Source organism: Plantibacter sp. 2H11-2, from assembly GCF_050031945.1.
In the GTDB taxonomy this organism is placed as follows: Bacteria; Actinomycetota; Actinomycetes; order Actinomycetales; family Microbacteriaceae; genus Plantibacter; species Plantibacter auratus.
The window spans coordinates 38,036-52,028 of sequence record NZ_JBNBBL010000003.1 but is presented as its reverse complement, the minus strand read 5'-3'; the positions used below and the strand labels follow the sequence as shown (position 1 = coordinate 52,028).

Annotated in this window: 11 protein-coding genes; 2 read left to right on the top strand and 9 right to left on the bottom strand. The window is 71.4% G+C overall.

Annotated features, from left to right (window positions below; genetic code table 11):
• Positions 1–68: 68 nt before the first annotated feature.
• Genes ACQG07_RS07985 through ACQG07_RS07960 form a run of 6 tightly spaced genes read right to left on the bottom strand, consistent with a single transcriptional unit; the run spans position 69 to position 7,305 of the window.
• A complete protein-coding gene (locus ACQG07_RS07985; RefSeq protein WP_426737988.1) occupies positions 69–1,250 on the bottom strand; it encodes a M20 metallopeptidase family protein in 1,182 nt (393 codons plus the stop codon).
• Complete coding sequence (locus ACQG07_RS07980; RefSeq protein ID WP_426737987.1) at positions 1,247–2,884, bottom strand: amidohydrolase; 1,638 nt, start codon at positions 2,882–2,884, stop codon at positions 1,247–1,249. Before ACQG07_RS07980 ends, ACQG07_RS07985 begins: the two co-directional genes overlap by 4 nt.
• A 32-nt stretch (positions 2,885–2,916) precedes the next feature.
• Complete coding sequence (locus ACQG07_RS07975) at positions 2,917–4,386, bottom strand: amidohydrolase (RefSeq protein ID WP_426737986.1); 1,470 nt, start codon at positions 4,384–4,386, stop codon at positions 2,917–2,919.
• The gene (locus tag ACQG07_RS07970; RefSeq protein ID WP_426737985.1) at positions 4,383–5,057 is read right to left on the bottom strand and encodes an FMN-binding negative transcriptional regulator; all 675 of its coding nucleotides are present in this window, start codon (positions 5,055–5,057) and stop codon (positions 4,383–4,385) included. Before ACQG07_RS07970 ends, ACQG07_RS07975 begins: the two co-directional genes overlap by 4 nt.
• Entirely contained in the window at positions 5,054–6,010 is a 957-nt protein-coding gene (locus ACQG07_RS07965) for a hydroxymethylglutaryl-CoA lyase (RefSeq protein WP_426737984.1), read from the bottom strand. Before ACQG07_RS07965 ends, ACQG07_RS07970 begins: the two co-directional genes overlap by 4 nt.
• A 20-nt stretch (positions 6,011–6,030) precedes the next feature.
• Positions 6,031–7,305, bottom strand: a complete 1,275-nt coding sequence (locus tag ACQG07_RS07960; RefSeq protein WP_426737983.1) for a hydroxymethylglutaryl-CoA reductase, degradative — start codon at positions 7,303–7,305, stop codon at positions 6,031–6,033.
• Between the two features lie 202 nt (positions 7,306–7,507).
• Here ACQG07_RS07960 and ACQG07_RS07955 point away from each other — a divergent pair, with 202 nt between their 5' ends.
• On the top strand, positions 7,508–9,313 hold the full coding sequence (locus ACQG07_RS07955) for a helix-turn-helix domain-containing protein (RefSeq protein WP_426737982.1): 1,806 nt from the start codon (positions 7,508–7,510) through the stop codon (positions 9,311–9,313).
• Between the two features lie 42 nt (positions 9,314–9,355).
• On the opposite strand, the gene solA is transcribed toward ACQG07_RS07955, so the two are convergent.
• The 3 genes from solA to ACQG07_RS07940 all read right to left on the bottom strand — a co-directional run bounded on the left by solA (position 9,356) and on the right by ACQG07_RS07940 (position 12,903).
• Positions 9,356–10,516, bottom strand: coding sequence for an N-methyl-L-tryptophan oxidase (solA, locus tag ACQG07_RS07950; protein ID WP_426737981.1), 1,161 nt, complete (start codon positions 10,514–10,516; stop codon positions 9,356–9,358).
• Between the two features lie 130 nt (positions 10,517–10,646).
• Positions 10,647–12,350 carry an ABC1 kinase family protein gene (locus ACQG07_RS07945; RefSeq protein ID WP_426737980.1) on the bottom strand — a complete coding sequence of 568 codons (1,704 nt, stop codon included), beginning with the start codon at positions 12,348–12,350 and terminating at the stop codon, positions 10,647–10,649.
• Positions 12,351–12,411: 61 nt separating this feature from the next.
• The gene (locus ACQG07_RS07940; RefSeq protein WP_085514431.1) at positions 12,412–12,903 is read right to left on the bottom strand and encodes a PadR family transcriptional regulator; all 492 of its coding nucleotides are present in this window, start codon (positions 12,901–12,903) and stop codon (positions 12,412–12,414) included.
• A 199-nt stretch (positions 12,904–13,102) separates the two neighbouring features.
• On the opposite strand from ACQG07_RS07940, the gene ACQG07_RS07935 reads away from it, so the two are divergent.
• Positions 13,103–13,975: an oxidoreductase gene (locus ACQG07_RS07935; protein ID WP_426737979.1), complete on the top strand. Its 873-nt coding sequence runs from the start codon at positions 13,103–13,105 to the stop codon at positions 13,973–13,975.
• The last annotated feature ends 18 nt before the right edge of the window (positions 13,976–13,993 follow it).

Sequence of the window (13,993 nt, the reverse complement as noted above, 5' to 3'; positions counted from 1 at the left end):
CATGCGCTGCCCCGACTGTCGGATACGTCCGGGATGTCCCACTCGCCACCCGGACGGTCGACCGTCGCTCAGGCGAGCTGCAGGCGCCTCCAGGCGAGTTCGGCGAGCACCGCGGCCTGCAGGTCCAGGACGTCGTCGTCGAACACCGCGCGTTCGGAGTGCAGGGCGACGGAGCCCTCGTCGGGGGCGGCACCGACGAAGACGAGTGTGCCGGGGACCTCGTCGAGGATGTAGGCGAAGTCCTCCGACGCCATCGACGGCACCTCCTGGCGGACGACCCGGTCGGGCTCCACGAGCGAGTCGAGCGTGCTGAGGACGAACCGCGTCTCCTCCGGGTCGTTGACGGTGACGGGGTAGGACGCGATGAACGTCGACTCGAGGGTGCAGCCGTGCGCCTCGGCGATCGCGGTCAGCAGCTCGGGCAGCTGCTCACGCACCGTCTCGAGCGTCGCCTTCGACAGTGTGCGGATGTTCGCCTCCAGGCTGACGGCCGAGGCGAGCACGTTGCTGGCCTCGGAGTCGCTGCTCAGCCGGGTGATGGAGATGACGGCCTGGTCGGTGGCCGGAAGCCGACGGGCCGCGAAGGTCTGCACGGCGAGGATGAGGTGTGCGGCGACCGGCACCGGATCGACGGCGAGGTGCGGGAACGCCGCGTGACCGCCCGTCCCGCGGAGGGTGAGCTGCAACGCGTTGGCACTCGCCATCATCGCGCCCTCGCGCGTGACGAGCTGCCCGCGTGGGGTGCTGCAGTCGACGTGCAGCGCGTACGCCGCGACGGGTCGCTCTCCGGCGATGTCGAGCAGGCCTTCCTCGAGCATGATCCGCGCGCCGGCCTGGCCCTCCTCCCCGGGCTGGAACATGAACACGACCGTTCCGGCGAGGTCGTCGCGACGGGCGACGAGCAGCCGGACGGCGCCGAGGAGACCCGCCATGTGGAGATCGTGGCCGCAGGCGTGCATGGCCCCGGAGGTCGACGCGAACGGCAGCCCGGTCGCCTCGGTCACCGGCAGACCGTCCATGTCGGCACGGAGCAACACGGTGGGGCCGGGGGCGCCGCCCCGGAGGACGGCGACGACCGAGGAGAGTCCGATGCCCGTCGTGATCTCCAGGCCGAGCCCCGCGAGTTCGCGCAGGATGATCCCCTGTGTCACTGGCAGGTCGAGGCCGATCTCGACCTCCTGGTGCAGCTCACGTCGGACGGCGATCAGCTCGTCGCGCATCGCGGTCGCGTCCCCCTGGAAGCCGGTCATGAGCGGACCCCCTCGTCCTGCGGCGAGCGCCGGTACACCTGCTCGCCGCGGATCCACGTCTCGGCCACCCGGACGGTGGCGATCTCGTCGGCGGGGACGGAGAAGACGTCGCGGTCGAGGACGGCGAAGCTGCCGTCGTATCCCGTGGCGATCCGGCCGACGCTGTCGAGCGGCGAGAGCAGGCCGGCTCGTCCCGTGTACAGCAGGAGCGCCTGGGCGACGCTGATGGCTTCCTCGGGGACGAAGTCGGCGCCGTTGTAGGCCTGGCGTCGGACGGCGGCCTCGACGGAGAGCATGACGTCGTCGGCGCCGCTCCAGGCGGTGGCCGGGCGGTCGGAGGAGAGCGCGAGCGGCCCGATGGTGCGGAACAACCGGGCGATCGGGTAGGCGTCGGGGACCTGTTCGGCGCGGAGGGCGAGCTCGTAGCCGTCGTATTCGGCGAAGAAGAACACGGTGTGGGTGGCGATCCCGAACGTCATGCGCGCGGAGCGGAGCCGTTCGGCGTACTCCTCGCTGATGATGGTCGCGTGCTCGATGCGGACGGAGGGGATGCCGTCGAGCCAGGGCTCCTGGTCTTCGAAGAGGCTCGCGACGCGGTCGAGGGCGCGGTCGCCCATGGCGTGCACCGCGAGCTGAACGCCGTTGCGGCGAGCCCAGGCGCCGGCTGCGAGGACGTCGTCGTCCTCGACGAGTCGGAGTCCGTGGTCGCATGATTCGGGATACGGTTCGGCGACCCAGGCGGTGCGGTTCGAGTAGGCCCCGTCGAGGACGACCTTCACCCCGCCGATGCGGATCCGCCCCTCGCGATCGTCCGGAGTGAGCTCGGCGAGTGGCGCGGAGGGGTCCCAGCCCGGGTAGAGGGCGACGCGGGTGCGGAGCCCCTTGGCGGCAGCGGCGCGGAAGGCGTCGAGGGGGTCGTGCAGTCGGTTGGACAGCAGGTCGCACACGGCGACGATCCCTCGCGAGGCCAGTTCCTCGCCGATCGCGACGAGCGAGGCGACCTGCTCGTCGCGTTCGGGCACCGGGATGAACCTGGCGACCGCGTCAACCGCGGCGATCTCGGTAAGGATGCCGTTCGGCTCGCCATCCGGTCCGCGTTCGAAACGCGCACCGGACGGGTCGGGCGTGGTGGCCGTGATGCCTGCGAGGCGGAGCGCCGCGGTGTTGCAGACGGCGGAGTGGGCGTCGCAGCGCCAGACGAGGACGGGGCGTTCGGTGGACACCGCGTCGAGGTCGGCCGTGGTCGGCATCCGTCCCTCGGGGAACTTCGTGTCGTCGAACCCGCGGCCGAGCACCCAGGCGCTCGGCGCGGTCAGCGTCGCCTGGTGCTCTCGCAGCCGCTCCACGAGTCCGTCGATGGAGACCACCGACGGCGGGAAGCACTCGGCGGCAACGGCGGTGGCGGCCATGAGCGCCGGGTGGGTGTGGCTGTCGATGAGGCCGGGGAGCACGGTGCGTCCGCCGAGGTCGACCGAGGGTTCTCCCGCGACCGCGGACGCCTCCCCCACCCAGTCGAAGCGGCCGTCGACGATGCGGAACGCGGAGGCGAAGCCCGTCTCGTCGGTGCCGGTGAACACCCGGGCGTTCGTGAAGAGCTGCGAGCGGGTCGGCGTCGCGGTTTCGGTCTGCGTCATGGTGGGGGTATCCGTCTCGGTCTCAGCTGCCATCAGATCGCGCGCCAGGTGAAGCGTCCGCCGAGCAGGGTCGCGGCGACCGGCATCGACCGCAGCCGTTCGGTGTCGGCGTCGAACGGGTCGAGGTCCGTGATGACGAGGTCGGCGGGCTGCCCGACCGCGATCGAAGTGCGGACGCTCGCGGCCAGGGCCACGTCCAGCGGGAGCCGTTGCTCGGGGTGCCAGGCGTCGCGGCCGTCGCGACTCCGGCTCGTCGCGGAGGCGATCGCCTGCCACGGGTCGAGTGGCGAGACCGGAGCGTCCGAGCCGAGCCGGAGGCCGACGCCTGCGCGGTGCAGGGATCCGAACGCGAACGCGCGACCCGTGCGGCCGCTCCAGTGGCGGTCGGCGACATCGCGGTCGTCCATCGCGTGCTCGGGCTGCACGCTCGCGATGAGCCCGAGGCTCGCGAACCGGGCGAAGTCCTGCTCGCGCACGAGCTGGGCGTGCTCGATGACGCCGCGCATCCCGAGCGCTTCGAAGGTGTCGAGGACCTCGGTGTTGGCTCGGTCGCCGATCGCGTGGACGGCCGCCTCGATCCCGGCGCCCCTCGCTCGTTCCAGCAGTCGGCGGAGCTCGTCGACCGAGACGCTCTCGACCCCGCAGGCGTGTGCACTCGACGGGTCGACGCCCGGATACGGGTCCCAGCACCAGGCGGTCCTCGTGTTGAGGGAACCGTCGACGACGACCTTGAGTCGCCCCATGGTGAGGAGTCCGGCCGGGTCGATCGCGTCGCCGGTGCGGAGTCCCGCCGCGATGACGGACTCCAGCCTGTCGGGCCACGCGGCGGCTTCGATCCGCAGGCTCGTCGCGCCGTCCGCGATGCGCTCGGACCATTCGCCGAGATTGTCGGTGTTCTCGAACTCGACGACCCCGACGACGCCGCGTCGGGCTGCCGCTTCGGCGGCATCCCGGTAGGCGTGCGCGGCGAGCCCCGAGTGCTGATCGATCCGCTGCAGCGCCTCGATCCACGGCGCTTCGGCGACGACCCCGCTCGCGTCGAGGTCCAGACCGAGTCGTCGCGCGGCGCGCGTGTTCATCCAGGCGCAGTGGAGGTCGCCGCTGACGAGGACGACGGGTACGTCCGATTCGGTGGCCTCCAGCGCGGCGAGCGTCGCCGGCTGCGCCCACAGGCCGTCGCGGAACCCGTACCCCATGAGGAACCCGTCAGTGAGGGGTGCATCGGTGTCGACCGCGCGACGGACGGCCGCGAGGACGTCGGCCGCGCTGGCGGTCTCCGTCAGGTCGATCCGTCGCCGCTGGATCACCCACTGGGTCATGTGGACGTGCGCGTCCCAGAGCCCCGGTCCGATCGTGCGTCCGGCGACGTCCACGACCTCGCCGGACGCCGGGGCCGTCCCGGCCGGTCCGATCCCGGCGATCCGACCGTCGCGGACGAGGATGTCGACGGGCTCGCCGCCGGAGGGCCGTGCGTTCCGGAGCGTGAGGTCGGTCGCGGTCACCGTGCCGGTGTCCCGTCGTCGGTGGTGGGCGCAGCTGTCCCCGTGTCGAGCCCGTGGAGGGCCGCCATGCGGGCGGCGAGGCTCGGGTTCCGGTACGGACCCGGCTCCCCGAGCGCCGTGACGACCCGTTCGACGACCTCTGCCGGCTTGTCCTGGCTCATCTTCTCCTTGGCCTCGAACCGGGTCACGCGCAGGCGGAATCCGACCGTCCCATGGACGATGCGTGCCGCGTACTCGCTGTTCGCGATCGTCCCGTTCATGAGGTACGGCTCGGGCAGCACACGCTCGAAGTGGGCGACGAGGCGGTCGAGCACCTGCAGGTTCTCCTCGTCCGAGAGCAGTTCGGGCACCCCGTACAGGTGCGCGACCGCGAAGTTCCAGGTGGGGACGGCCGGCGACGTGTCGTACCAGCTCGGCGACACGTACCCCTGGGGGCCGTAGACGATCACCATGGCCTCGTGCTGACCGAGCTCATGCAGTCGCTCATCCGGCCGCCCGACGTGGCTGAGGAGCACGATCCCGTCCTCGTCCTCCTCGAGCAGGACCGGATAGTGCGACGAGACGAGCCCACGACCGGGGACGTGACTGACGACCGTCGCCCAGGGGTACTCGCGCACCAGCGCGCGGACCGCTTCGACGTCGCCCTGGACGTACTCGGTGGTGTGCCTCATCTGCCGCCTCCTGCGGTGCTCGGGGTGTCGACCGCGGACGCTGCGGCCGCCAGGGCCGTCGCCACGTTCGAGGGGGCTGCGACGCCCCGGACGCGCGCCAACCAGGCGGTCGCCGCGGCGAGGGCCCCGAGGTCGAGCCCGGTCTCGATCCCGAGCCCGTGGAGCATCCACACGAGGTCCTCGGTTGCGAGGTTACCGGTGGCGCCCTTCGCGTACGGGCAGCGACCCAGGCCACCCACGGAGGAGTCGAACTCGGCGACGCCCAGCGAGAGCGCCGCGTACACGTTGGCGAGTCCCTGCCCGTAGGTGTCGTGCAGATGCAGCGCGACCGCCTCGACCGGGATCCCGGCGGCGAGCACGTCCCGGACGACCCTGGTCGTGAGCCCGGGCGTCCCCACCCCGATCGTGTCGCTGACGGCGACGGTCGAACACCCGGCGCGGTACAGCCGGACGGCGGCCTCGACGACCGTCGCCGGATCGACCGCACCCTCCCAGGGGTCCCCGAACGCCATCGACACGTAACCGCGCACCGGGACGCCATCCGCGATCGCGGTGGCGACGACCTCCTCGGCGCGTTCGACGGCTCCCTCGCGCGAGGTGTTGAGGTTGGCCCTGGCGAACGACTCCGACGCGCTCACGACGACGGAGACCTCCCGGACACCCGCGTCGATCGCCCGATGCAGGCCGCGCAGGTTCGGCACGAGGCCGACCGCCCGCGCACCGGTCGGCACCTCGAGGCCCGCGACGAGCCGTTCCGCGTCCGCGAACTGCGGGATCCAGGTGGCCGGCACGAAACTCGTCACCTCGAGGTCCCGCGAACCCGCCTCGTACAGGCGCCGACAGAGCTCCGCCTTCACCGCCGTGGGCAGGATGTCCGTCTCGGCCTGCAGCCCGTCACGCGGTGCCACCTCGTACACGCGCACCCGCGTCGGGAGACCGTCGACCGGTTCCATGCGGGGCTGCGGAAGGCCACTCATGCCGTCGTCGCCCGGAGCTCGTCGAGCACCTCACGCGCGTACTCGACCCGGATCCGACGGTCGGCGACGATCCTCGCCGCGACCGCCCCGATCTCCTCCACAGTCGCGCCGGCGCTCGCCGCGATCGTCCGGGCGTGCAGGGTCATGTGTCCGCGCTGGATGCCTTCGGCGGCGAGCGCCCGGCACGCGGCCAGGTTCTGTGCAAGGCCCACCGAGGCGATGACGGCCGCGAGTTCCCGAGCCGTCTCCACGCCGAGGAGGGTCACGCCCGCCTGCGCCGTCGGGTGTGCCTTCGTCGCTCCACCGACGAGTCCGACGGCCAGTGGGACCTCGATCGTGCCGACGAGGTTCCCGTCGGCGTCCTGCTCGAATTGCGACAGCGCCGAATAGCGACCGGACCGCGCCGCGTGGGAGTGGCAGCCGGCCTCGACCGCCCGGGTGTCGTTGCCCGTCGCGAGGACGACGGCCGTGATGCCGTTCATGATGCCCTTGTTGTGCGTGGCCGCCCGGTACGGGTCGGCCTCGGCGAACGCGCTCGCGGCGACGATGTCGGCGACGACCTGCGCACCACCGAGGAGGTCGGCGTCGAACACCGCCCTGGCACGGGTGATGCGCTGATCGGCCTTGTTCGTGAGGATCCGCAGGAGGGTCCGCGATCCGGCGATCTCGGCGATGCGGGGCGCGATCGCCTCGGCCATCGTGTTCACGGCGTTCGCGCCCATGGCGTCGCGGACGTCGACGTGGAGGTGGACGATGACCTGCGTCCCCACGCGCGTCGGCAGGATCCGCACGTCGATGTCGCGGGCGCCACCGCCGAAGGAGACGAGGATCGGGTCGAGCTCGTTCGCGAGGGCGAGCAGTTCGTCTCTCGCCTCGAGGACACGGAGCCGCGCGGCGTGCGGGTCGACCGCGTCGAGGATCTGGATCTGCGCGATCATGACGTCGCCCGACGACGACGTCCGGAACCCGCCGTGCACGCGCGCGATGCGGGCGGCGTTGGAGGCCGCGGCGACGACGCTCGGCTCCTCGGTCGCCATGGGGACGAGTCGGTCCTCGCCGTCGATGGTGAAGTTCGTCGCGACGCCCACCGGGACGGCGATGACGCCGACCACGTTCTCCACGAGGTGGTCCGCCTGGGCGATCGACAGGCCGGCATCAGGTCGCAGTGCGGCGAGCGCCTCCGCCGCGATCCCGGCCCCCTCGGCGACGAGGTCGAGCCGCTCGTCCGGCGTGTGGTCGCGCAGCCCCTGGATTCGGCTGTGTCTCGGCATGGGTCGCCCTTCGGTACAGGCAGACACCGGATCCTCGGTGCTGCGATCAAGACGACCCTAGGAGCGGCGATCGTCGACGACGATGGGTGGATGACTCAGCGGATCGGAGATCGTGTGGGTGGATCCCACACCCCGCTGGACCGGCCGTCGCTTTAGACTCCTGAGGGACCAGTCAGGAGACCCGATGCGAGAGCCTGCCGACGTGCGAACGGCCACCGACCTCGTCGACGCCGAACCCGTCCACGACGCCGAGCGGGAGCTGATCCGGCTGCGACGCCGCGAGCACGAGCTCTCAGCCCTGTTCTCGAGCGCCCGCGAACTGGCCGAGCTCCGCGACAGCGACGCCGTGCTCGCCAGACTCGTCCAGCGCGCCCACCAGATGATGGGCGTCGATCTGGCCTACCTGTCCGAGTTCGACCCGGTCACCCACGAGTTGCGGGTCCGCGAGACGAGTGGCTCCGTCAGCCCGTCGTTCCAGACGCTCCGCGTCCCTCCCGGGCGCGGGCTCGCGAGCGTCGTCGTCGAATCGCGCACGGCCCAGTGGGTCGCGGACTACTCCGACTACTCGACCGATCGACACGAGCGCGGCATCGACGACGCGGTCGCAGCGGAGGGGCTCGTCTCCCTGCTCGGCGTGCCGATGCTCACGAGCGATGACGTCCTCGGCGTCCTCTTCGTCGGCAACCGCGACCGGAAGGACTTCTCCCCCGACGAGGTCGCGCTCCTGGCGGCGCTCGCGGACCACGCCTCGGTGATCCTCCAGACCACGCAGACCCTCCGCGACCTGCAGGACTCCGAGGACGCCAGCCGACGGAACCTCGCGGACCTCACCGCCCACCTCGTCGAACGCGATCGGGCGAACACCGTCCACCAGGAACTCGTCCAGGCGGTCCTCGCCGGGGGCGGATTCGCACCCGTCGCGGAGACGCTCGCCACCGCACTCGGCCGTGCGGTCGCCGTCACCGACGCGCAGGACCGGGTGATCGCGGCGGCCGGCCTCCCGCTCTCCCCCGGCATGCTCGACCTCGACGACGTCACCCGCGCGGCCATCACCGACAGCCGTCGCTCGGGCCACTGCGTCCTGGTCGCGAGCGGCGGTGTCGGAGCAGTCGCCGCCCTGTCTGCCGGCAGCCAGCACTTCGGCGCCCTCATCCTCGGCGACGGCGACTTCGAGCTCGGCGCCGTGGACCTCCGCACCGTCGAACGCGCGGCGCAGGTCGCGGCGCTCCTCGAACTCCAGCAGGAGGCGGCCTCGGGCGCCGACCACCGCGTCCGCAGTGAACTCATCGCCGACCTCCTCGACGACGTGCCCGAACGCCGATCCGACGTCGAACGACGCGCCAGGCGCCTCGGCACCGACCTGCACGAACTCGACTCCCTGCTCCTCCTCGCCGTCCCGGGAGACCAGCAGACCACCGCCGCCCGAGCGCTCAGCCGCCGACTCGACGACCATGCGCTCGTCGGCGAGTACCGCGGGTACGTCGTCGCCGCACACTCCTCCGGCCGTCGGCCGCTCGACGCCGACGCCGTCCGCCGACACGTCGCCGGCAGCATCCAGCAACCCGTCGTCGCCGTCGTGCCCCGCACCGCTCCCGACGCCCTCACCTCCGCGTTCACCAGCGCGATGCGCACCGCCAGACTCATCGCCGCACTGGAACTCTCGGACCTCACCGCATCGACCGACGACTTCCTGCCCTACTCCGCGATCTTCGACACCGATGCGCGGGCGCTCGCCGACTTCCTGCGCGACACCATCGGACTCGTCCGGCGCTACGACGCCGAGCGGAACGCCGACCTGCTCGGGACGCTGCGTGCGTTCGTGCGGAACAACGCGAGCCCCACCCGCACGGCGCGCGCCCTGAACTTCCACACGAACACGATCCTCCAGCGGCTCGACCGGCTCGACCAGGTCCTCGGAGCCTCCTGGCGCGAGGACGAGCGCATGTTCCGGCTCGGCATCGCCGTCCGCCTCGACGAGCTCCGCGAGCAGTTGCAGTCCGGACGGTAACCTGCAGCACTCGGACCGGCCCGCTCCAAGCCGAGCTCCGGATCAGCTCGCGGAGGTCGGCATCGGTGAGACGCGGTCGGCGCTGCGGGCGTGGGACGGGGCGAAGCTCGAGATGTCGTCGCTCGTCTCCCCGTCGAGCGCGAGCTCCGCGAGGATGCGTCCGAACGCGGGCGTGAACTTGAAGCCGTGACCGGCGGCGAGGGCGACGATGACGTCCGGGTGCTCCTCGAGCGGGCCGAGGACGAAGTTCCGGTCCGGGGTGAGCGCGTACTGACAGGTCACCGTGCGGAGCTCGGGGCCCGACGCCGGCACGAGGTCCGCCATGAAGCCGGCCAGCTGCCCGGTGAGGTCCGGCGACGGGACGAAGGTGCGCTCCGCCGGCGACATGCGGTTCTCCGAGACGTCGCGTGCGGCCTTCACCGTCGGTTCCCCGAAGGTCGGGAAGCCGTAGTAGCACTCCTCGTCCTCCCAGATCCACACCGGGAACCGCTCGCGATCGAGCTGCCCGGCGTCGGCCGGGCGGAAGTAGGTGACCTGCTCCTGCATGACGTCGAGTGGGATCGCCGCGCCGAGGGGTTCGAGCAGCTCGTTGGCCCAGGCATCGGCGGCCAAGACAACCTTGCCGGCACGCACCGGGCCGCTGGAGGTCTGCACCACGACGCCGGATCCATCAGGGGTCAGCGCGTCGACCCGGGTGCGGTCGCGGATGTCCGCACCGAGCGCCCGAGCACGGAGCTGCAGCGTCGCGACGGTGCGCGCCGCGTGGGCGATGCCGGTGTCGGCGGTGTAGACCGTCTCCACGTTCTCGGGGATCCGGAACTGCGGCCACCGCGCCTGCACCTCGGCCGGCGTCAGCAGCTCGTGCGGGACCCCGCACTCCTCCAATGCCGCGGTGAAGTCGGTGGCCGAGTAGGGCCCGTCGACGGGCAGGAAGATGACCCCGCCGGTGATGGTGAGCAACCGCTCGCCCGACTCCTGCTCGAGGTCGGCCCAGTCACGGTACGCCGACTGCGCGAGTCGCACGTACTGCGGAGCGCCGTACGAGGTCCGGACGATCCGCGAGGTGTCGTGCGAGGCGCCGCGGACGTGCCCGAGTTCGAACTGCTCGAAGGCGACGACCTTCGCGCCCCGACGGGCGAGGTGGTAGGCGGCGGCGCTCCCGAGAGCCCCCATACCGACAACCGCGACGTCGAACGATTCCATCCGGTGGTGCTCCCTCGTGCTTGCCCGATCGATTCAGGCAAGTGTGCTGGAGCGCCGGGGACCGGCCTATGGACCGTTGATCCAGGTTTTCGCGTCAGGAGTGTGCCGTGGCGACGACCCCTCGCCGGGGTCAGCGCCCGCGGCGCCCCGAGAACAGTGCATGGAGGAGTGGCACCACGGAGACCACCATGAAGACGGTGCCGAGCACGGCGTCGTCGGACCGGAGGACGGCTCCCGCGACGAGCAGCGCGGCGAACAGCACGGCCGAGACGACCCGGCCCGTCGTGCGGTCGAGCCGCGCGATCCGCTGTTCCAGTCTCGGGTTGGTGGTCGCGACGGTGCCGGCTTCGACCCGCGTGATGACCGCGTCGAGACGCTTCGGCAGGCGGACGGCGACCGTGGCGATGTCGAGTGCCTCGCGACCGAGGTCCTGGACGACGTTGCCGCGTTCGTCACGGAGCAGCTGCGCGGCGTAGGGCTCGACGGAGTCCCAGAGGTTGAACTCGGGGTCGAGGGCGCTGCAGACACCGGAGGTGAGCGAGATCGCGCGGATGATGAGCAGGAAGTTCTCGGGGAGCTGGAACGGCAGCGTCCGGATGACCTCGCTGAACTGGTTGCCGAAGTCGCGGAACTCCTTCGGGTCGACGTCGCGCAGTTCCGCGAACCCCATGCCGCCGAAGCGTCCGAACAGCGCGGTCATGGCCCGCTCGAGCCCGGTCGTGTCGGCCGAGGGCAGGAGGACGCCGAGGTCTCGGATCGCGTCGACGAGGCCCTTGCCGTCGCGGGAGGCTGCGGCGATGAGGAGCTTCCGGAGGCCACGCCTCGTGGTCGGCGGGACCTCGCCCATCATCCCGAAGTCGATGAAGGTCAGCTTCCAGGGTCGCTCGCCCGGGGCGGCGTCGACCGGCGTCACGAAGATGTTGCCGGGGTGTGGGTCGGCGTGGAAGAACCCGTTGGTGAAGAGCTGGTCGAACATGACGGCCGCGAACACGGGTGCCACGTCGACCGGATCGATGCCGGCGGCGCGCAGGGCGTCCGCGTCGGTGATCTTGATGGCGGTGACGTCTTCGAGCGTCAGGACGCGCTGGGTCGTGCGCTCCCAGACCACCGCGGGCACGGAGACGCGGTCGTCGCCGGCGAAGTCGGCGGCGAACCGCTCGGAACTTGCGGCCTCATGGAGGTAGTCGATCTCCTCGAGGCTCGTCGCGGCGAACTCCTCGACGAGTGCGGGCATGTCGACGCGGTCGGAGACGAGCCGGACGCGGCGCAACCAACCGCCCACCTTGCGCAGGGCGGCGAGGTCGACGGTGACGATCTCGTCGATGCCCGGCCGCTGGACCTTGAGCACGACGGCGTCGAGCCCCGTGTCCGCGGCGAGCGCCGGAGCGAGCAGGGCGCGGTGCGCCTGGCCGAGCGAGGCCGCTGCGACGGGGCGTTCGTCGATGCCGGCGAAGACCTGCGAGAGCGGCACACGGAGTTCCGACTCGGCGAGCGCTCGGATGCGTGGGAAGGCGACGGGCGGGACTTCGTCCTGCAGGCCTTCGAGCTCCTTCGTGATCTCCGGCGGTAGGACGTCGAGGCGCGACGACATGAACTGGCCGACCTTGATCATGAGGCCGCCGAGGTCGACGGCGAGCACGTGGAACCGTCGTGCGAACTTCTGCATCCGACGCGTGCGGGTCCGCTCCGTCAGCTTGATGAGCCCGAACCGCGGCAGGACGATCTCGAACCACCAGGCGGCGGCCAGGTGCCAGCTCGCGAAGCGGAGGATGCGACGGTACCGGGCGCGCCCGTGAGCGGGCGGACCGGCTGGAACGCCGGCCCGCCCGCTCATGGGGAGCTCGCCGAAACGGGACGCCGAGTCGCTGGGCGTCCCGCCGGTCGACGACACTCGGTCAGTCCTGGGCGAGGATCGCGTAGAGGCGCTTGCGAGCGTCGTCGAGGATGGTGACGGCCTGCTGGACCTGCTCGGGCGTGCCGGTGCGGCCGACCTGGGCTGCGGCCTGGGCCAGCTCGACGCCGGCCTTCGGCAGAGCGGTGAAGCCGGGGTGCTCGGACGACTCGGCGTTCTGCCACGGAGCGGATGCCCCGGACTCGGCGACCTCGTCGCGACCGGCCTCGGTCAGTGCGTAGGTCTTGCGGCCGCCCGACTCCTCGGCCGTGATGATGCCCTCGTCGGACAGCAGCTGCAGCGTCGGGTAGACCGAGCCTGCGCTGGGCTTCCAGGAGCCGCCGCTGCGCTCCTCGATCTCGCGGATGATCTGGTAGCCGTGCATCGGCTGCTCGGCCAGGAGGGCCAGCACGGCGGAGCGGACGTCGCCGCGGCCGACGCGCGAGCCGGCGCTCTTCTCGAACTTCGAACGCAGCTGCTCCATCATCTGCCACATCCCGTCGGTACCGAAGCCGGCTCCGTTGCCGAAGCCTCCGCCGTTACCGAACCCTGCGCCACCGAATCCTGCGCCACCGCTTGGGAATCCACCCATGATTGCTCTCCTTCGTCGTACGTGAACGATGCTCAACGATATATCGGTGAAGCTGTGAACGATATGTGTAATCGGAAGATCATGATGGCGTAACGTCGCCCTCATGAGCCCCTGGACCGCAGCAGACATCCCCGATCAGCACGGCCGCGTCGCGATCGTGACCGGCGCGAACAGCGGGATCGGCGCGGTCACGGCCCGCGAGCTCGCCGCCCACGGTGCCGCCGTGATCCTCGCCTGTCGCGACACGGACAAGGGCGCGCGGGCCGCGGCGACGATGACCGGCGACGTCGAAGTGCGGCAGCTCGATCTCGCCGACCTCGCGTCCGTCCGTCGATTCGCCAACGGCGTCGAGCGGGTCGACGTGCTCGTGAACAACGCCGGCGTCATGGCCGTTCCCGAACGACGTACGGCCGACGGCTTCGAGATGCAGATCGGCACGAACTTCCTCGGGCCCTTCGCACTCACCGGCCTCCTGATCGACCGCATCACCACGCGGGTCGTGACGCTGTCGAGTGCTGCACACCGCGCCGGCAAGATCGACCTGGCCGATCTCAATTGGCGCAACCGCACGTATCGGCGCTGGTCCGCCTATGGCCAGTCGAAGCTCGCCGACCTCATGTTCTCGGCCGAACTGCAGCGACGCCTCTCGGCGGAGGGTTCCTCGGTGCTGTCCGTGGCCGCACACCCCGGCTTCGCGTCGACCGAGCTCCAGTCCCACACCGAGTCCGCGCAGGGTCCGCTCCTCGCGTGGGGAACCCGGCTCCTCGGTCAGAGCGCTGAGATGGGTGCGCTTCCGACGCTCTACGCGGCGACGTCGCCCGATGTCGAGCCCGGCGGCTACTACGGTCCGAGCGGCTTCGGCGAGATGCGCGGCGGTCCGAAGCCCGTCGACCGGACCTCGGCGGCCCGCGACGAGCACGTCGCCGCCGAACTCTGGACGACGGCCGAGGCGCTCACCGGAGTCACCTACCGGTGAGCGCGCCCGGCCGTCCCG

Coding starts and splice junctions, on each gene's coding strand:
- ACQG07_RS07985 (WP_426737988.1), bottom strand. CDS start 1,250: ATGACCGGCTTCCAGGGGGACGCGACCGCGATGCGCGACGAGCTGATC.
- ACQG07_RS07980 (WP_426737987.1), bottom strand. CDS start 2,884: ATGACGCAGACCGAAACCGCGACGCCGACCCGCTCGCAGCTCTTCACG.
- ACQG07_RS07970 (WP_426737985.1), bottom strand. CDS start 5,057: ATGAGGCACACCACCGAGTACGTCCAGGGCGACGTCGAAGCGGTCCGC.
- ACQG07_RS07965 (WP_426737984.1), bottom strand. CDS start 6,010: ATGGAACCGGTCGACGGTCTCCCGACGCGGGTGCGCGTGTACGAGGTG.
- ACQG07_RS07960 (WP_426737983.1), bottom strand. CDS start 7,305: ATGCCGAGACACAGCCGAATCCAGGGGCTGCGCGACCACACGCCGGAC.
- solA (WP_426737981.1), bottom strand. CDS start 10,516: ATGGAATCGTTCGACGTCGCGGTTGTCGGTATGGGGGCTCTCGGGAGC.
- ACQG07_RS07945 (WP_426737980.1), bottom strand. CDS start 12,350: ATGAGCGGGCGGGCCGGCGTTCCAGCCGGTCCGCCCGCTCACGGGCGC.
- ACQG07_RS07940 (WP_085514431.1), bottom strand. CDS start 12,903: ATGTGGCAGATGATGGAGCAGCTGCGTTCGAAGTTCGAGAAGAGCGCC.
- ACQG07_RS07935 (WP_426737979.1), top strand. CDS start 13,103: ATGAGCCCCTGGACCGCAGCAGACATCCCCGATCAGCACGGCCGCGTC.